This is a genomic window from Paenibacillus sp. 102, from assembly GCF_039549175.1.
GTDB lineage: Bacteria > Bacillota > Bacilli > Bacillales > Bacillaceae_G > Bacillus_A.
This window is the reverse complement of sequence record NZ_JBCGHT010000004.1, coordinates 170,828-189,168: the sequence shown is the minus strand read 5'-3', so window position 1 is coordinate 189,168 and position 18,341 is coordinate 170,828. Positions and strand designations below refer to the sequence as shown.

The following is an 18,341-nucleotide window of genomic DNA, read 5'->3' as shown; positions in this document are numbered from 1 at the left end:
GTTATTCATAATTAACGCCTCTTATTAGCGAAGTTTAACGGCAAAATAAATGAGTTGACCAATACCAGTTTTCTATTCTAGAAAGAAAAGATAATAGATTTAAAGCAATTAAAACCATAATGTACCCCCCATTCTTTCATAGTATAATTGTAAATCGATAAAGAATGGGGGTTATAAATATACTCATTCATTAAAATTATAACTATTTAATGGAAAGCAGCAGAACAAAATAAATATAAAAGAACATCTTTTTCATCAAGATGTTCTTTTTTCCTTATACCTAAATTAATTCTTTTATTATACTATTTCGCTTCATCTTCAGGAATTAAAAAGCTTATATCATACTCATCTAACTTCTCAAGTAATGCTTCTCCATCGATTTTCAATAAATTCATATGAATATTAAATGGTATAAATCCAGCACGTTTATTAACTCGATACAGCCTTTGTCCTTTTGAAGGTATAGAGGATATATATCGATCTTCAACATCATCTTCCATTATAACTCCTAAATACTTTTGCCCTTGGATTGCATAAGGTAAAACACCGTATACATCCTCCAAAGCAATTTTTACAGGATATTTTGGGTTGTTAATAATTGTAATGTATTCTTGCTCTAAAATGATAGCTGGTTTTTTCGTAATCATTTTTTGGATAAATTTCCAAAGCGCAATTAGTACAACGAATGCAAGAGCTCCAAATAAAAATCCAACTATGAAATTAGGCTCCTCAGATGAAAATGCATACATAACAAAAAAGAGAAACATCACTTCAATTACCAAAGTCAAAAAAAATAATCCAACTACTTTTCTCTTTGATTCATAAATATCATATCTCCTCATACGATTCCTCCATTTTCTAACAATCTACCGGTAATGCTTTTTCATGTCTTGGCACAACTTTTATACATTTGCAAACATCACCAATAACTTTTCTTTCAAATATATTAGTTGGTACTTGTCAATTGAGGCTTCAATTGACTTTCTCAAAAATTGGTACTTATATATCATATCATGAAAACATTCATTACTTACTTTGTTTACCCCGCATTAACGGGTAAGTAGTAATACACCCACCTCGAAATTCGACGAAAGCAAAGAAGTTAGGCGGGAGATAAATTGTCCGTAAAAGCCCGATGGGTGAGGGTTAATAATCAGGGAGGGATGAAGAAAATCCCTGCTGATTAAAGTTTCACTTTATCTCTAAACCGAACATTCAATAATTGTTTTAAGTAAATATAAAGTTTTAAAAGAAACGTATGTTCGTTTTCAGGGTGATATGATATACTAATAATGTAAATATATTCCGTATTTTCAAAACGGAAATTTCAGATATATGCAAAAATGAGTGTTATCATAATTATATGATGTAACTACCTACAAGTTGTAGTGATGAACAGGGAGGCAGAGAAGATGGCAGTCAGTACATATCAGTTGTTTCAACACCTTAATATGACAGGGGAACAAGAAGAATTAGCATTACGTTACTTGCAGACGAGAGATGAAGAAGTTTTAAAACGTATAGAACAAACGACGATTCGTGAAAATAAACGTAGTGATTTTGCTTGGCAGTTTATGAATGATTTTAGGAAAACGTATAAGCAAGATTCAGGTTTTTTTCGGTTATTTTATCATTTGCTTGAGGATCAACTGTTGAATGTTCTTCTCGTGCGTTTTTCATATATGAGTTTTCCAGATATAAAGGTTTATTTCGAAAAAAGCGGTCTGTCATTCGATAGACTTGTAGTATTTGCTTGTAAGTATTTAACGAACCTTTCGCGTTCTGTAAATGAAGCGGATGTTTTTCTTAGACAATTAATAAGGGAGAATCCGAAGTATATAGAAGAACAGTTGCAAGTTATAACAGGTCAGCAAAAATTACTTTTGCTTCTAGTTATGTTAGATGCAGATTATGAGAGATTTCTTCCTTATCGTTCTTTACTGGAAGAAGAATTGCAAGAGCATGCGGAGTTTATACTGAAGCTAAGCGGAGCAGAAGAGAAGGTTGAAGTAGCTCAAAGGTACGTTCGAGGTGAATCTGTTAGTAAGGTGTTTGCTGGTGGGTCTTTACCTGATTTTACTTGGCAGCAAATCTTTCGTTTGTATACGCATTCGGATGTTGCAAGAAGATATATGGAATTGTTAGTGACATGCTCTGTTAAAAATTTTATGAATTATGCAATTTCACATGTCAGCCATACTCTTGAACAGTCTGGAAATTACAAAAAAACAAAAAGTTTTTATGCACAATTGTATGAAACAACTCGAGATTTGTGTGAGCAATTCGGTATTTCAGAGGAAAGATTTTTCGCATATCGCCTTGCGCAGCATCAGTTAGGTGTTGTTGATTTTGATCGCGTATATGAATACCAATTGTTGCTTCAAATGGTGGAAGAACAACCAGAATTTGTGCAACGTACACTGCAATATGTAAGTCAAAGTCATTACCTTTTTGTATCAATGCTTTTAGCGGAAAAAGGGTACGAGCTACATAAAAATAGAGTACGTGAAGAGTTTTTAACGGTTGTCCTTCAAACGAAATCATCTGACATACGTGGTACATATCGTAACTATTTATTAGGAAATGTATCATTTGAGGATATGAAGCGATGGTTCGAAAGTTCGAAGTTTAGAAATAATTACTGGAGAATGCCGGTTTTAGAAATTGCATTACTTTGGGATATAGAGGAAGCGGCAAAGAGAGAAGCAGCTCTTACGCTTCAACTTGGGAGAAATTACAGCTATCACTATAGTTTATACGAACTTCTGCAGCGGTATGCTGCTATGGAGAACTCACCAGAACGGGTGCTAGAAGATCTGCTTTCCTACGGTTTATCGATAGAGAAGCTCGTTTCTTATTCCATTGAACAAGCTTTCGGGCATAGTGAGAAGCGAGATAAGGCGACGGAGGCACTCGTTCGTTTGTTTGTAAAAGAACGGACATATGTAACGGAGAAATTCGCGGAGTATTCTGCAGATGAACGAATTTTTATTTTGGATGAGTTGGCAAAGGATAACGCCGTTCAGACGCGTGATCTTCTCATTCAAAGCCTTGGGGATTCCTCTAAAAAAGTACGTACCGCTGCAGTTGCGCTTCTTACAAAAGATACGGAAGCTGCAGAAGATGTAGCAAAGGAATTAAATCATAGAAAGAAAGTTGTACGCGAAAATGTAATGCAAACACTTTTATATTATAAAACTGACAAATATACAAAGCTTGTACAGGAAGCATTACAAGAAAAGAAAAACGCTTCTTTGATGGAAAAGTTTGCTCCATTGCTTGATGATGGGGACTTAGAAGGAGCATCAGGCAATATTGAAGCTCTTTGCGCGCGTATTTTAACGCCGCAAAAAAGGAATGCACTTGTGCAGTGGCTCGGATTTGAACCCCAAATCCGCCTTCGTGATTCTGAAGCAATTGCAGATGCAATGATACCTCTTGCATATTTCCAGCAGTACGTATCAGATTCTGTTATTGAGAAGAAGGAAGTGGCAGAAGTGATAAGCGCCGCTCTTAACGAACAAGACTTGAAAGAAAATATACAAGCAATTTACCAACTTTGGATTTCGCAAGGTGCGGAATCGAAGAAACGCGGCATTCTTTCACTGTATGGCATTTACAGTGATGATGAGATGGCGATGCAACTTAAAAAGCAGATTGATGAGTGGGCACTTGGTATGCGCGGAGCTATTGCTGCTGCGGCCGTTCAGGCGCTAGCGTTGTCTAAGTCGCACATTGGGCTTATGTCTATTCATGCGATGGCATTTAAGTATAAACATAAGCAAGTGCGTAATGCTGCGAAAGAAGCGCTAAGTCTCGCTGCTAAAACGCGTGGTATAACAGAAGAAGAATTAGAAGATCAGCTTGTTCCAGACCTTGGTTTTAATAAACGCGGTGAAAAAACAATTGATTATGGCAATAGAACGTTTATTGCTTATTTAACTCCAAATTTGAAGATTGAGTTAAAGACGGAAGAAGGAAAACGACTGAAGTCGCTTCCAAAACCAAATGCAAAAGATGATGCGGAAAAAGCAGAGAAGGCTAAGGCGGAGTTATCCTCTATAAAGAAACAGCTCCGGACTATGATTACGATGCAAACGCAGCGTCTTGAAACAGCGCTTTCTCTTAATCGCTATTGGTCACAACATACATGGCAGTCTCTGTTTGTGGAAAATCCAATTATGCAGCAATTTGCTATGTCGCTTATTTGGGGTGAGTATAAGGAAGGAAAGTTGCTTGCGATGTTCCGTTATATGGAGGATGGCACGTTTAATACAATTGATGAAGAAGAGCATGAGCTTACACCAGATACCGTTATTGGTTTAATTCATCCACTAGAATTGTCCGAAGAGGAACGGGAATTATGGAAGGAACAGCTAGATGATTATGAAGTGACTCAGCCATTTCCGCAAATTGATCGTGAAGTATTTCAGGTTGAGGAAAATGAGGAAGTTACTGTGGAGAGGTTTGCTGGTACTCAGATCAATGGCCGTTCACTGTTTGGTAAGATGACGAAGTACGGATGGAGTCGTGGATCAGTTCAAGATGCCGGTGTATATTATACATTCTATAAAGAAGATACTCGCGCTGGATTAGGAGCGGAGCTTGCGTTTGAAGGGGCACCGGTTGGGTATGAAGGCGAGGAGGATGTGTGCGTATTTGAAATTCAATTTTACAAAGCAGGAACGGTGAGCCGCGGTTCATATGATTACGACGAAATTGATCATGAGAGACGCGTTTTACCAAAACAAGTATCGGAACGCTTTTTCAGTGAAATTTTATATGATATAAAACGGGCAACAGAATCGAACCTTGGCCGTGATGAAAACTGGCGCAGTAAGCGATAAGAAAGGAAATGACATATGCAGTCTATTAAACCATTAATGGAAGAATTATATGAAATAGAATTGAATGCGTTAGAAGCGAATGATCTGTTTCCAAAACCACCTAACTGGCGATTGTCACCGCGTGCCGTTCGTACGTTTATTATCGGACAAGAGGAACCGCTTCTTTGGGAAGGAAAAGAAGTGGAGATTAGTCGTAAGTTTTATGGGAATGATGCGCTTGTGGAACGTGCGATTGTTACATTAGCAGGGAATCGCGGGCTTATGTTAATTGGAGAGCCAGGAACAGCAAAGACGATGCTGAGTGAGCTACTTTCTGCCGCAATATGCAGAAATAGTCGCAACACTGTGCAAGGAACAGCTGCTACGATGGAAGATACAATTAAGTACTCGTGGAATTATGCACTTCTTCTTGCGAAAGGACCTGTAAGAGAGGCGCTTGTGCCAGGGCCTCTCTTCGTTGGGATGGAACAAGGGATATTAACTAGATTTGAAGAATTGACGCGCTGCCCGCAGGAAGTGCAGGATTCATTAATCAGTGTTCTGAGCGATAAGGTGCTGAATATTCCGGAGTTTGGAGAGCAAGGAATTCTTACGGCAAAGCCTGGGTTCAATATTATTGCCACGGCCAACACGCGCGATCGCGGTGTGAATGAAATGAGTAGTGCATTGAAGCGTCGTTTTAATTTTGAAACGGTGCATCCAATTAAGGATGTAAAGCTTGAAGCAAAAATAATAGAGTCACAAGTAACGCGGTTATTAGGAGCGTCGGGCATCACGCCAGAAGTGGATAGGGCGGTTGTTCAGCTGTTAGCGACTGTTTTTCATGAACTACGGGAAGGCGTAACTGCTGAAGGAAAACGAATTGATCAGCCATCTTCTGTAATGAGTACTGCAGAAGCCGTATCTGTATATTATCAAAGTGCAATGGATGCGTACTATTATGGAAGCGGACAAGTGAAAATGGATGCGCTTGTTCGGTATTTATCGGGCACAATTGCGAAAGAAAACAAGGATGATTTAGAAAAGCTGCGCAGTTACTTTACAAGCATCATTAGGGCGCGAGGGCAAGTAGGAGGAGAGGTATGGAAGTCGTTTTACGAAGCTCGCAATCAGCTGAAGTAAATGCATGGTTTCAAAGAGCTTACAATTTAGATCACAACGTCGTATATGTGCCGATTCGCCATCATAGTCCTGCGTGCTCTTTTCATGTACAAAAAATCGTTGCATTATATAAACCGGATGCGATTCTTATAGAAGGACCGATAGATTGCAACCCTCTTATTCCGCATATTGTGAGTGCAGACAGTAAGGCTCCGATTTGTATATATTGCAGTTATGATGATAAAGCGGATGTACTTGAAAGAGGAGAAAGTGGAAAGTACCGTGCGTACTATCCTTTTCTCGACTATTCACCGGAACTTGTCGCGCTGCGGGAAGGAGCTGCCAAAAGCATTCCTGTTTCATTTATTGATCTTCCTTATAAAGAATATTTGTTTACAACGAAAAATGAGGAAGAGAATAGGAAGTATGACGAACAATACTTTCGGCATAGTCAATATGTTCGCATGCTTTCGGAAAAAACGGGGTGCCGAAGCTTTCATGAATTTTGGGAGAAATATTTTGAATTCCAAGGTTTTCATATGACATGTGAAGAGTTTGTCCGTCAGCTCTTTCATTATTGTTATTATACGCGCGCGGATTATACGCAGGAGATGCTGACAGAAGACGGTTGCGAAGCCAGGGAAATACATATGGCAAAGGAAATTGAAAAAGCGCGTAAAGTGTATGATAAGGTGCTTGTTATTACCGGAGGCTTTCATGTGAAAGGGCTTCTTGAATTGGAAGGGAAACAGAAAAAACTGTCCAAAAGTCCATTGTCTAAAACATACGCAAAAAACTATCTTATGCCGTATTCCTTTTTAGAAAGCGATCAGACGCGTGGTTATGAGAGCGGTATGCCTGCACCTGCTTTTTATCAACATATTTGGGAGAACAGGGATGAAGCGGTAGCAGAGCAATTTATGATACGAATTGCTAGGCAGCTAAAGGCAGAAGGAATATCAATGGCAGATGAGATTGAGGCTGCGCGAATGATACGTGAACTTGCGCTGCTTCGAGGAAAGATGCAACCTGGATTGTATGAGCTGATGGATGCAGTCCGTAGTGCATTTGTGAAAAGTGAGATATTCTCGGAAGATAAGCCTTTAACGCTGCTTCAGACGAGTTTGCACGGGACGAAGCGTGGAAAATTGTCAAAAGAAGCGGATGTGCCGCCGCTCGTGCATGATTTTCGTGCTTCTGTTCTTTCGTTTCGTCTTCCGGCACGTTCAACTGTACCACAGGAGACGATTCTTGACATATACAAGAAAGAAAGGCACTTGCGTTTAAGTCAATTCTTTCATTGCCTCGCTTTTTTAGGAGTTCCGTTTTGCGAGAAGCTGCGCGGGCCAAACCTAGCTAGAAAGCAGAATATTAATCTTATGCGAGAAACTTGGAAATATCGTTTTTCAGCACAAGTAGAAAGTGCTCTGATTGATTTATCTGTGTATGGCGGAACGGTGAGAGAAGCCGCGCAGGAAATGCTAAGAGCCAAGCTATATAAGGCAAAAGGACGGGCTGGAGAGGTGGCCCTTTTATTGCTAGAAGCCTACTTAAGTGGTTTATTTTCTGATTTCACCTTGTACAATCCGTTTATAGAGGAAGCAATACAGACGGATGGAGATTTTGCTTCAATGGCAGATTGTGCTTACTATTTATCACAAATAGAAAAAGCAAATCAGCAAGCGGATCATGCTAGACATAAAGCACTTTCGTTATTTTCTGTTTTAGATGGGGGCGAACCAGCAATTATTGCGGAAAAGCTTATCGATTTGTATACAATGCAGCCTGCAGACCAGCAATTTATTGAAGCGCTGGAGCTTTATTTGCAAAAAGAGAAACGGGAAAGTCAAGTAGAAGGGGCCGTGTTTGGACTGTTAACTTCCTTAGCCAAGCGGACGGTAGATGAGGTCATGCAAGTGGCAGAAGGATATTTTTATGGAAGTGGCGATATGCAAAAACAAGCCCCGATATTTTTGAGTGGTTTGTTTGCTGGCGCAAAAGATATCTTTTTATATAACGAGTCACTGCTTGATGGGATGTCCCATGTTCTAGAAGTACTTGATGAAGAGACATTTTTACAAGTGTTGCCGCATTTGCGCCTCTTGTTCAGCCAATTCACACCGCTTGAGGTTGATACGATTGCTAGACAGGTTGCCGGGTTATATGGTGCCACAGAAGAAGTGATAAAAGAAGAAGCAATTTCAGAAGATGTGCTGGCGTATGCAATGCAGTTAGATTGGAAGGCACGTGAGATTTTAATGAGACGGGGGCTAGAAGATGGAGAATAACATTTCTTTAAATCGCTGGCGTCTTGTCCTTGGAAAATATGCGGATGACCAAATCACATTTCAGGAAGAAAACCATGCATACAGAGAAATGGATGAGGTGCTGGAGTTTTTATATGAACGGGAACGCGGAGAGGAAGGTGGCGGATCGCTGGATCCCTCTCAGTTAACAGTGCCTACTTGGGTTTCGAAAGTGCGGGAGTTATTTCCGCAAGAAACAATTGAAATTATGGAAAATCATGCGCTAGAGAAGTATGAATTAACGGCTCTATTACAAGATAAACAAACGCTTGAAAAAATGGAGCCGAATATGAATTTATTAAAATGCATTTTACAATTTAAAGATTATGTAAAACCGGATGTATTGGACACAGCTAAGCGTATTGTAGCGAAAGTTGCCGAGGAGTTACGTCGTAATTTAGAGCAAGAAGTGAAGCATGCTTTAAGCGGTAGACCGGATCGAAATCGCTCTAGTCGCGTGCGTACGATGCGCAACTTTGATTTTAAGAAAACAATTCGAAAAAACTTAAAGCATTTTGACAAGGAAACGAACACCATTCATATTGAAAAACCATACTTTTATGCTGCGACGAAGCATGTTAGCCCATGGCGTGTGATCCTCGCAGTAGACGAGAGTGGAAGTATGATTGATTCTGTTATTCATAGTGCAGTTATGGCTGGCATTTTTGCAAGCTTACCGACGATTAAGACAGATTTGTTCATCTTTGATACAGCTGTTGTTGATTTAACGGATCGTATTGATGACCCGGTGGAAACGCTTATGAGTGTACAGCTTGGGGGAGGAACATATATTGCTCAGGCACTGCGCTACGCAACGAATAAAATCGAGATGCCTCATAAAACAATTGTCGTGCTTGTAACGGATTTATATGAAGGTGGCAGTTACGCTGAAATGTACCGAGAAGCGATGAAGATTGTAGAATCAGGGGCAAAGTTGATCGTGCTTACTTCTCTTGATCCGACTGCACAGCCTTTTTATGATAAACAGGCAGCTAAAAAAATGGCGGCGCTCGGTGCTCATGTAGCGGCATTAACACCAGGGAGGTTGGCACAATGGATCGCAACAATCATTTCTTAAATGTTCTTTCCTCTATTGATGAAACATACTTAATTGCCATGTCCAACAAAGGAACATATAAGAGAGCAATGAAGGATTTGGCTGCCGCAACAAATGTCAAAATGGACGTAGAAGAGGGTGCAGCGCAAATACATCTTGATGATGGAATTACTGTAACGTTTACGGGTGATATACGCAGTTACTTTTGCACGTGTGAAGCTCGTTCGATTTGTAAGCATGTCATTATGGCTCTATTAGAAGCAAAGAAGATGTACGAAGGTGAAGAGAACATAAAAGTTGATTTCTCTGCTCTTTTGAATGTGGAAGTTCGCAATATTGTCTCCGAAAAAATGTGGGCTGAAATAATGTTCCGCGAAACATTTCAGCAAAAGTTTGTTTTAGAAGAAGAGGGGGCTTTAATTGCGTCCTTCCCAGAAGAGAATATAACGGTTCGCTTTCTGACAGCTGAATCGGTAGCCGATGCGATCTGTACGTGTAAAGCAGAGGGGATATGCCGGCATAAGGCGGAAGCGGTATATTGGTATCAAAAAGAGAAAGGAATCTCGCATGAAACGAAACGGGTGCAACCTCTTATCATTGCGCTGGATAAGCTATCTATTTTCAAAGAGATGATTGAGCAAGTTATTCACTTTGGATTAACGCGGCTTACCGAAAATACAATCTATGAAATAGAACAACTTTCTGTAAAAGCCCGTTCTTTGAAACTAGCAAAGCTAGAAAATTTATTTCGTAAGCTTGGGGCCGATATTAGGCTATACCGGATGAAACATGCATCTTTTCAAATGGCATCCTATCGGCAAACGCTGTCCGCGATTTATGAACACATTTTGTTGCTAGGGCGCCATCGTCTGCAAGAGAGTCCGTTTCGTTCGGAATATTATGAAGTTCCACCACTTACTTTGCATGCTTTTGGTGCATCTGGCTGGCAAACGAAGTCCGGTTATGTTGGTGTGACGTATTATTTCTATAATCGAGAACAGGAAAAGTGGATCACATACACACAATCGCGCCCTATGTTTTATGAAGGGAGCAGCACAACTCCTGAAGAACTCTATGAAAGGCAGGTTCCATGGGGAATTGCAGGGAAAGGATACGAACTGTCTCGTTCATCTTTCGGGTTGAAGCAGGCAAAACTTAACGCCGATTTTCAATTGTCATCTAGCTCACAGACAGTAGGAGAAGTGGAAGGAAAAACAAATTTGGCAGAGTGGCAATCTCTCTTTTTAACCTCATGGGAAGAACTACTAAAAAAAGTAAAAGAGCACAGGTTAGAGGCAAATAAACAAGGAGTCTTTTGTATCGAAGTTGCTGAAATGAGAGAATGGGAATTTCAGAAGCAAGAACAAAAATGGATTGTCCCTCTTATCGATAAGAATGGTAAAACATTGCACATGCAAATGATGAAACGACCAGAAAATGAGCGGATGATTCGTCTTGTAAAAATATATTTGGACTCGTTGCATGTAAAGAGAATGCTCGTTCATCCTTATCAGGAAGGAACAAAGCTCGTAGTTACACCTATTATTTTATATACAGAAGCAGGAGCGATTTTAAATATTACACTTAATGAAGGGGTAACGTTCTATGATAGAGTTAGTGCGCATAATCGATGAATTGGAACAAGTTCTAGATGAGATGCTTATTTCAGGAGCGGGGAGTATACCACTTTCTTTGTTCCATGATATAAAACGAGAATGCGAAAAGTACGGTCTTTCCTATGCTGCCGCGCAGTTGCTTATTATAGAAGAAGAGAGAAACAAGGCCCGCTTTCTTCATAAAGAAGAAACAAGCAAATTGACAGAAGCATTTTGTAAGTTGCAGGAATATATTCAAATTGTAAAAGCTGAAATGCTACATATATGATTCAGCTTCGGACAAGGCGTATCTTTGGTCACTTCTTTATGATTTAGTCGCTCATAAAGAAGTGACCATATTATAAGTTCTTCAGCAGACGACAAACCCATGCATGTAATAAAAAAAGCCACATATAAGCCCCTTCCAAGCCCCTTATAAACCACTACCAAGTAATAAATCAGTAAATAAACAAAAGAAAAAACAACTACAAGAACAAAAAGAATTACAAAAAAGAATTACAAAAAATAACTACAAGAAAATAAAAAAGTAACATTCTCGTATTAGTAAAAAAATATAAAATAAATTCACCAAATTCCTTCTTGTAATCCTATATATAGTAAGGGATGACCAATTTCTATATTTATCACTAAAACGGTGGGAGGAAGAAATATGGGAGTATACCGAAGTATACAGGTGAATTTTTGGCAAGATGAGTTTGTGCTTGATTTAACGCCAGAGGAACGCTATTTTTATATGTATTTGCTGACATGTTCGAAGACGAGACAATGCGGAATTTACCCACTGCCACTACGTTTGGTAGAAATGGAAACGGGGTATAATCGTGAAACGGTTGAGAAGTTGTTACAGCGGTTTGTTACGTATGGAAAGATATTATATGACGCGAAAACGAAGGAGTTATATGTTCTAAATTGGTTACGTTATAATCCTGTTACGAATACGAACATAGAAAAGTGTGTGTTACGTGAGTTAAAGACTGTGAAAAATAAAAAGTTTGTACATATGTTTCTTCAAAGATGCCTCGAGGAAGAGTTGAATATTCCGCTATTGCTAGGGCATTTCGGAATGCCTGTTGAAGTATCTCATATGATTCCGCAAGAAGTTGTTCAAGGTTATGAAGGGGATGAGGTAGTACAAGAAGTAGTAGAGGAAGAAGTAGAAGAAGTGAATCCAGGTAGCAGTGCATTCACATTTTATGAACAAAACTTCGATTGTTTATCGTCTTATGTAGCCAAGGAATTAAGTGAATGGATTACGGACTTGTCGGAGGAGCTTGTACTAAAGGCACTTCAGATTGCCTATGAAAATAATAAGCGGACGCTTGCTTATGTGAAGGGGATTTTACGAGATTGGCATGGGAAGGGATATAAGAGTCTCTGCGAAGTAGAGGAAGCGGCAGTGAAGTTCCGAAAGAAGGGGCCGTCTCTTCTTTATGAAACGGAGAAGTTTTTGAAGGAATGTGAAGAGTGGGAGAAGAATGTACCGTCTAAGGAAGAGTTACAGAAGTTCTTGCAGGAAGAAGGGTGGAAGCCGTGAGCCTAGGCGGAACAAGTGCAACAAAGCCTTTGGTAACCGACTTTAGAGTATTACAAACAAAACTTCTTATCAATGAAAAAGTAAACGAAGTAGACTATCAAGATGTTGCGATTTGAATAGGGTGGAGTGATATAAAGATAGCTTAGCGTTTTCTTTTAAAATATGAAATTGATGAAGAAAAGAAGGCACTCAATTATATTATGTATAAAGAGTTTTAATTTATATTGAAGTATGAGGTGAATGAATTGTTTACAAAAGATACATATATTAGCTCGGTAAAAGAAAATCTTGAAAAAAATTCAGAAAGGTTGATTAAAAATATAAGGAAAATTCGTAGTTTTAATTATTACAGTAAAATAGAGTTGCTAGATTTTATGATTTTTATTGGATCATTTGACCTTTCTATCATGATGTTTTCTATGAATAGAGAAGCAGGTGAAGTTTTTTATGAAGGAAATGATAATAGTGTTTTTGCAGGAAGTCATGAATTACTCGAACGTATATCATACTATAACCTTTCTGATGATCAATCAGACGAGTTCTGGGAGTTTTATGAAGAAAACGATGAGATCATATCGGAAGATGAGGAAAAAATCATCGTGGAATGGTTTGTTGATTGCTGGAATAAAGCAGATGGAAGAAGTATAAAATTCCCCGCCTATTGTGGTTTTCATGATGCTAATCAGTCATTTGACTTACAGAAAAATATATGGGTTTCTGATGAGGAAAAGTGGTGGGATTAAAACTCAGAAGATAACTTCTTGTTTTTTAGAGTATCATAGAATCAAGAAAAATGATTTTTACTGAAAGAGGATATGTCTAACCAACTTGTACTAATGATACACAATCAAAAAGAGGTGGCGAAAAAAGTTTGTCAAGGAGTGGGAATGCGTTGGAGATTGAAATGATTCATGAAAGATTATCATTAGAAGAGTTAGAAGCTTTTGAGCAAAAGCTTCAGCTACGATTACCGAAGTATTATAGAGAGTTTTTATTAAAATATAATGGAGGCTATCCAAAAGCAAGTATGTATAAAATCTCTGATGATGCAGGAGAAAGTGTATTAAATATTTTCTATGGAATTGGCGGTATGTATGATAATTTGGAGAAAATAATAGATTTTTTTGATGATCTTTTAGATATGGGATTTATACCAATTGCAGATGATCCTGGTGGTAATCAGATATGTTTGGGGATCAATGAGGAATACTGTGAAAAAATTTTTCATTGGGCTCATGATGAAGAGCACGATGGCATGAAAAATATGTATTTTTTAGCTAATAATATAAATGAATTTCTTGATCATTTATATGAGGAGTAAAGTTAAACAGTCTTCTAAGTTTGTTAAAAGGATTATCAATTCAGCTATTAAATAAACTAACACAAATTCGTGTGTGTAAAGATGTAACAGGAACGTATAAAGGAGAATTCAAAGAATGATTCATTATGGAGAGCTGTATTATGACCATTATAGTAAATACTTAGGTGAACCAATGGACCGAGAAGTATTTAAAAATAGTAAGGATATGCCGAGTATACAAGTTTTGAAATATGAAAATGTATTTGAAGAATGTCTTGTTTTTAATACGCTTGGAGTGAGTAAATATAAAAAAATAGTAGGAGATAATGTTGAAGTTTCCATGGTAGTTGATAGGGCATTTCGTAGTGTAGGATATATTTTGGCAAATGCTATATTTTATTGTATAGCTAATGGAATTGAAATAGGTAGAGGAACAGCAATTAGTGGCATTGAAAGTATTGATATGTCATTTGTTCAAAAATACAATAAAGGTGCAGTTTACTTTACTGAACCATTTGCTTTCCCAGAAGAGTACGGCTATGTACCTACTGGAAATACAGAAAAAGATGGTAAAGTTTTGCTGGCATTTTTTATTTCGGAGTCGGAATATGAATATTTTCTTAAATACGGAACAGAGAAATTTGAGGAAGTATTAGAAGAGAATCATGTGGATCCTTTTCATGTTAGCAGGGAATCTATTAATTGAGAGCTAGCTAGTTTCGATATAACTTTATAATGGTTCAGGCGAAATAATCAGCATAGAAAAGATAAATTGAAAAAACTAAAAAATTGGCTCGTTAAAAGAATTAAAGGGGGAATAAGATGAATGAAAAAGTAACAATATGGATTGGGAATTTTGAGAGTAATGATGAGCTTGAAAACTATACGAATATTAAATATACGGAAGATGGAGATAGTATACCCTCTATATTCGAACGACATTTTAACTTAGGTTATTACGATCGTGATTTAGTTGAAACGAAATGGTTTGGTCAATCACCGGTAAATAACATCCAAGATTTATTGAAGGGCTTTTCATATTATGAGCAATTTACTGAACAATTTGATAACATTAATTTTAATAAAGAATGTAATACAGCAATTCTAGTTTATAATTTTGAATATAACGCTAGAAAAACAAAGATTACATATAAAAATAACGAACTGAAATGTATTGGCGTTGCTCAATATACTGTAATTGCTGATGATAGGTGGTAAAGACATCGGGTTCAATGGAAGCATCGGAATATAATAAACACGAACACGGACGGAAAGGGATAACTTAGTGGAAATAATAAAAGAGTTGGAATTAACAAAATTAATGCAACGAGACAAAGTAGAAAAGGTTACTAGTAAGATATGTAGTGATGAGAGGTTAAAAGAGTTTTGGAGTTATTATGATTTTTTAAGCAAAACCGCAATGAATTTAATCGGAAAAGAAGAGAAACATTCGATCATGTATAGTACATATTATTGGTATACAAAATATAAAAAAAGATATTTTGAGGTTCATGGATATGAAGCGGGTATTGAACAAGATGGGATTCGGTTATTAGAAGAACTTGAAAATGAGTTAGAAGAAGGTGTGGATTGGAATATTATACAGGGAATTGAAGAGGATCTCGTATTTTAGATCCTATTTATTTTTGAGTGAATGGAAGTTTATGTGTTGATTTGAATGAAAGTCACGATGCTTGCAAAAAAAGATACAACGCTTCACTCATTTGATGATTTTCCTGAATTGTCATATAATAACGATAAATTTAAATCGTTAAGCTTATTTCAACTGCTAGGAGTAGCGAACATTGGAACTTGTTATTTATATAAACCAGCTCATTCACGTTAAAGTAGGAGGGGATTAAGTGATTACATTAAGACCGATGAATAAAGAAGAATTTCAACTATACATTTCTAGTGCAATTGAGAACTATGCAAAAAACAAAGTTACTTCAGGAAACTGGGGTGAAGATGAGGCAATGAATCTATCTAAAAAAGAATTTTCTAGACTGTTACCTAAAGATGAGAAATCTGAGCTGAATTACTTGTACTCTATTTTTCAAGACCAACAACTAGTCGGAATGATTTGGATTGCAAAAACATCAACTACAAATCCAGATCAAGGCTATATTTTTGATTTTATAATCTATGAGCCACACCAAGGACAAGGGTATGGTAAGCAAGCAATGAAAGAAATTGAAATTATTGCTAAAGAATTAGGAATGAATAAAATTGCTCTTCATGTTTTTGGGCATAATAAAGTTGCACGTAGGTTATATAAAAAGTTGGGTTATGAAATTACAAATATAAACATGGTGAAGGCTATCTAAAAAAGGAACTGTATAGTGTATCAAAGTAACGTTATAAAAACTTATATCTAACTGAAATATAAAACGCTCATTTTGATTAGTTTCTTTCAAGCTGAGCGTTTCTTTTTATTGTACAATCAGTATTTGTAGCTATTTAATAATTAAACTCTATGCTAAACCAATATTCTAGAGTATTTGTAATATAAAAAAATTAAGAAGTATTAAAATTATGAACACCATAATATATGATTGTTTTATGTTAAATAAATAAGTAATGGAGCGTAATGGGAGGAGAAGTTATGAATCATATACACATTGCAAAAGAAATTCGTTCAGCAATTAAGTTAGGCAATACAGAAAGGGTTGTTGAATTAATTGGTCATGATATTGAGAGATTACATATGATGACACCTTTTGGGACATGGCTCCATGTAGCATCTTCAAAAGGAAAACTTGAAATTGTTAAGCAACTTATAGCCTTAGGAGCAGATGTGAATCAAAATGGTGGTGTATACGGCGGCGGGGCAATCAATGAGGCATCTTTAAAAGGGTATATAGAGATTGTCACATATTTATTGGACTGTGGCGCAAAAATGGATGTCACTGCCCCAGAAAGGAATCCGTTGTTTGGTGCAATTAGTAATGGTCATGTAGATATTGCAGAGCTTCTAATTAAAAGTGGTATTGATTCGAGTGTGAAGTACAGTGGTAACAGAGATGCATTAGCTTTTGCTCGAGAGCAGGGGCAAACTGAAATGATTCGATTATTAGAAAACAGAGATGAAAGTAACTCATCTGTAACAAATTACGATATTCAAAGCAAACATAATCAGATTTTAGAACATGTAGCAAAATACTTCAGATCTCCAATTACGACTATAAGTGAAATCACACCTGGAAGTAGAGTAGGGATTCATATTCATATCATACCACCATCAAAAGAGAATGATTTTATTACTCTTGTGACGACAGGGATGAGTGATTATCCGATGGACGATTCGGAAGAAGCAAGTGAGTGTAAGTACGCTGAATTAATACTAAAGTTACCTGTAGACTGGCCGACGAATAAAGAGGATTTGAAAGATCAAAGCTTATACTGGCCATTTGGATGGTTAAGAAAAACAGCCCATATTCCCCATAGTTATGACGGATGGTTAACCGAAGGGGTTATTCTTCCAAATGGAGAACCACCAAAGCCTTTTACGTCTCATACAAAGCTATCTTGTATTATGGTATGTAAAGTGCAAGAAAAGGGATTGGAGAAATTAGTGACTCCACAAGATAATATCATTAATTTTTATACACTTGTACCTATTTATGAAGAAGAAAGAAATCTAGCCTTAGAGAAAGGTTATAAATGCTTATTAAATAAAATGACTGAAAAATGTATCATAGATATTCTTGATATGAAAAGAGTAAATGTGGGGGTATAGAAAACGGTCATTACAAGGGAGTTGGATGTTTTGATTGAAGGTACAAATATAATGAATCGTATTTGGTATGGAAATAGATCAAGTGAATCTATTTCGGTTATAAAAGATAATATTTTGAGTGCTAAAACAGAAAAGGAAGTTTTGTTAAATGTAATAGAGCTATTTAAGGCTGGTGATTTTTCACAAAAACAATTACTTATCCAACTAATGAATCATACGAATGATGAACAAATATTAAACTTATGTATTCGAATTTTTTGTTCTATTGCTACACATGAAGATATTAGGAATTCTAATAATCTTATATTTTTAGCTTCAGCAAGTGAATCCGCAGTAGATACATTTTCATCCGCAGCTATTACATCGCTCTCTATGGAGATTATTCCGTATTTATTAGTGTTACTTGAAGAGTGGGATGAAATCACAGATACTTCGATGATCATAAGGGATTCCATTGATTTTTATATAAATTATCAAGATATCATTGGAAAAGAAGCAAGTATAGACGAGATTGGTGAATTTTATCTTAATTACATAAAAAACTGTGATATGGAAAAGTATTATTTCTATCAGAGTGCAGCGTTTCCTGGGGATTTAACAAAAAAACTATTTGAACGAGTCATAAGAGCAGCAAATCATGAAGAACCATTAAAAATGGAGTTGATACCATCTTTATTATCAATTTGGACAGGAGAGAACGTACCTGCTGATTATCATACGATAATTCGTAATGATAGTTATAAGGATTTTGTAACCTATATAGATGCTATCTCGGAAAAAAGTTGGGAAAGAGGGCAAAAATATTTTTATGGGTTTACGTTAGCATAGTGGTTGAAATGAT

17 protein-coding genes are annotated in these 18,341 nt (G+C 37.0%); 16 read left to right on the top strand and 1 reads right to left on the bottom strand.

Annotated features, from left to right (window positions below; translation table 11 throughout):
* Window positions 1-302: 302 nt before the first annotated feature.
* Window positions 303-842, bottom strand: coding sequence for an STM3941 family protein (locus tag AAIE21_RS13090; protein ID WP_343267183.1), 540 nt, complete (start codon window positions 840-842; stop codon window positions 303-305).
* Between the two features lie 570 nt (window positions 843-1,412).
* On the opposite strand from AAIE21_RS13090, the gene AAIE21_RS13085 reads away from it, so the two are divergent.
* The 16 genes from AAIE21_RS13085 (at window position 1,413) to imm47 (ending at window position 18,328) form a co-directional block, all read left to right on the top strand.
* On the top strand, window positions 1,413-4,847 hold the full coding sequence (locus AAIE21_RS13085) for a DUF4132 domain-containing protein (RefSeq protein WP_343267182.1): 3,435 nt from the start codon (window positions 1,413-1,415) through the stop codon (window positions 4,845-4,847).
* Window positions 4,848-4,862: 15 nt separating this feature from the next.
* A complete protein-coding gene (locus tag AAIE21_RS13080) occupies window positions 4,863-5,969 on the top strand; it encodes an ATP-binding protein (protein WP_343267181.1) in 1,107 nt (368 codons plus the stop codon).
* On the top strand, window positions 5,930-8,236 hold the full coding sequence (locus tag AAIE21_RS13075; RefSeq protein ID WP_343267180.1) for a DUF5682 family protein: 2,307 nt from the start codon (window positions 5,930-5,932) through the stop codon (window positions 8,234-8,236). The genes AAIE21_RS13080 and AAIE21_RS13075 overlap by 40 nt, the downstream gene beginning before the upstream one ends.
* Window positions 8,226-9,332 (top strand): VWA domain-containing protein, encoded by a 1,107-nt coding sequence (locus AAIE21_RS13070; RefSeq protein WP_343267179.1) that lies wholly within the window; start codon window positions 8,226-8,228, stop codon window positions 9,330-9,332. Before AAIE21_RS13075 ends, AAIE21_RS13070 begins: the two co-directional genes overlap by 11 nt.
* Window positions 9,308-10,945, top strand: a complete 1,638-nt coding sequence (locus AAIE21_RS13065; RefSeq protein WP_343267178.1) for an SWIM zinc finger family protein — start codon at window positions 9,308-9,310, stop codon at window positions 10,943-10,945. The genes AAIE21_RS13070 and AAIE21_RS13065 overlap by 25 nt, the downstream gene beginning before the upstream one ends.
* Window positions 10,917-11,195 (top strand): hypothetical protein, encoded by a 279-nt coding sequence (locus tag AAIE21_RS13060; protein WP_343267177.1) that lies wholly within the window; start codon window positions 10,917-10,919, stop codon window positions 11,193-11,195. The genes AAIE21_RS13065 and AAIE21_RS13060 overlap by 29 nt, the downstream gene beginning before the upstream one ends.
* 381 nt (window positions 11,196-11,576) lie before the next feature.
* Window positions 11,577-12,461, top strand: a complete 885-nt coding sequence (locus tag AAIE21_RS13055; RefSeq protein ID WP_343267176.1) for a DnaD domain-containing protein — start codon at window positions 11,577-11,579, stop codon at window positions 12,459-12,461.
* A 236-nt stretch (window positions 12,462-12,697) separates the two neighbouring features.
* Entirely contained in the window at window positions 12,698-13,204 is a 507-nt protein-coding gene (locus AAIE21_RS13050; protein WP_343267175.1) for a hypothetical protein, read from the top strand.
* A 149-nt stretch (window positions 13,205-13,353) separates the two neighbouring features.
* The gene (locus AAIE21_RS13045; protein ID WP_343267174.1) at window positions 13,354-13,782 is read left to right on the top strand and encodes an SMI1/KNR4 family protein; all 429 of its coding nucleotides are present in this window, start codon (window positions 13,354-13,356) and stop codon (window positions 13,780-13,782) included.
* A 115-nt stretch (window positions 13,783-13,897) separates the two neighbouring features.
* Window positions 13,898-14,467, top strand: a complete 570-nt coding sequence (locus AAIE21_RS13040; RefSeq protein ID WP_343267173.1) for a suppressor of fused domain protein — start codon at window positions 13,898-13,900, stop codon at window positions 14,465-14,467.
* Between the two features lie 116 nt (window positions 14,468-14,583).
* Complete coding sequence (locus AAIE21_RS13035) at window positions 14,584-14,979, top strand: immunity 22 family protein (RefSeq protein ID WP_343267172.1); 396 nt, start codon at window positions 14,584-14,586, stop codon at window positions 14,977-14,979.
* 67 nt (window positions 14,980-15,046) lie between these two features.
* The gene (locus AAIE21_RS13030; RefSeq protein WP_343267171.1) at window positions 15,047-15,394 is read left to right on the top strand and encodes a hypothetical protein; all 348 of its coding nucleotides are present in this window, start codon (window positions 15,047-15,049) and stop codon (window positions 15,392-15,394) included.
* Between the two features lie 45 nt (window positions 15,395-15,439).
* A complete protein-coding gene (locus AAIE21_RS13025) occupies window positions 15,440-15,607 on the top strand; it encodes a hypothetical protein (protein ID WP_343267170.1) in 168 nt (55 codons plus the stop codon).
* A 16-nt stretch (window positions 15,608-15,623) separates the two neighbouring features.
* Complete coding sequence (locus tag AAIE21_RS13020; protein WP_343267169.1) at window positions 15,624-16,088, top strand: GNAT family N-acetyltransferase; 465 nt, start codon at window positions 15,624-15,626, stop codon at window positions 16,086-16,088.
* Between the two features lie 278 nt (window positions 16,089-16,366).
* Window positions 16,367-17,500 (top strand): suppressor of fused domain protein, encoded by a 1,134-nt coding sequence (locus AAIE21_RS13015; RefSeq protein ID WP_343267168.1) that lies wholly within the window; start codon window positions 16,367-16,369, stop codon window positions 17,498-17,500.
* A gap of 30 nt (window positions 17,501-17,530) precedes the next feature.
* Window positions 17,531-18,328: an Imm47 family immunity protein gene (gene imm47, locus AAIE21_RS13010; RefSeq protein WP_343267167.1), complete on the top strand. Its 798-nt coding sequence runs from the start codon at window positions 17,531-17,533 to the stop codon at window positions 18,326-18,328.
* The last annotated feature ends 13 nt before the right edge of the window (window positions 18,329-18,341 follow it).

Coding starts and splice junctions, on each gene's coding strand:
- AAIE21_RS13060 (WP_343267177.1), top strand. CDS start 10,917: ATGATAGAGTTAGTGCGCATAATCGATGAATTGGAACAAGTTCTAGAT.
- AAIE21_RS13065 (WP_343267178.1), top strand. CDS start 9,308: ATGGATCGCAACAATCATTTCTTAAATGTTCTTTCCTCTATTGATGAA.
- AAIE21_RS13035 (WP_343267172.1), top strand. CDS start 14,584: ATGAATGAAAAAGTAACAATATGGATTGGGAATTTTGAGAGTAATGAT.
- AAIE21_RS13025 (WP_343267170.1), top strand. CDS start 15,440: ATGAAAGTCACGATGCTTGCAAAAAAAGATACAACGCTTCACTCATTT.
- AAIE21_RS13085 (WP_343267182.1), top strand. CDS start 1,413: ATGGCAGTCAGTACATATCAGTTGTTTCAACACCTTAATATGACAGGG.
- AAIE21_RS13040 (WP_343267173.1), top strand. CDS start 13,898: ATGATTCATTATGGAGAGCTGTATTATGACCATTATAGTAAATACTTA.
- AAIE21_RS13090 (WP_343267183.1), bottom strand. CDS start 842: ATGAGGAGATATGATATTTATGAATCAAAGAGAAAAGTAGTTGGATTA.
- AAIE21_RS13075 (WP_343267180.1), top strand. CDS start 5,930: ATGGAAGTCGTTTTACGAAGCTCGCAATCAGCTGAAGTAAATGCATGG.
- AAIE21_RS13080 (WP_343267181.1), top strand. CDS start 4,863: ATGCAGTCTATTAAACCATTAATGGAAGAATTATATGAAATAGAATTG.
- AAIE21_RS13015 (WP_343267168.1), top strand. CDS start 16,367: ATGAATCATATACACATTGCAAAAGAAATTCGTTCAGCAATTAAGTTA.
- AAIE21_RS13055 (WP_343267176.1), top strand. CDS start 11,577: ATGGGAGTATACCGAAGTATACAGGTGAATTTTTGGCAAGATGAGTTT.
- AAIE21_RS13070 (WP_343267179.1), top strand. CDS start 8,226: ATGGAGAATAACATTTCTTTAAATCGCTGGCGTCTTGTCCTTGGAAAA.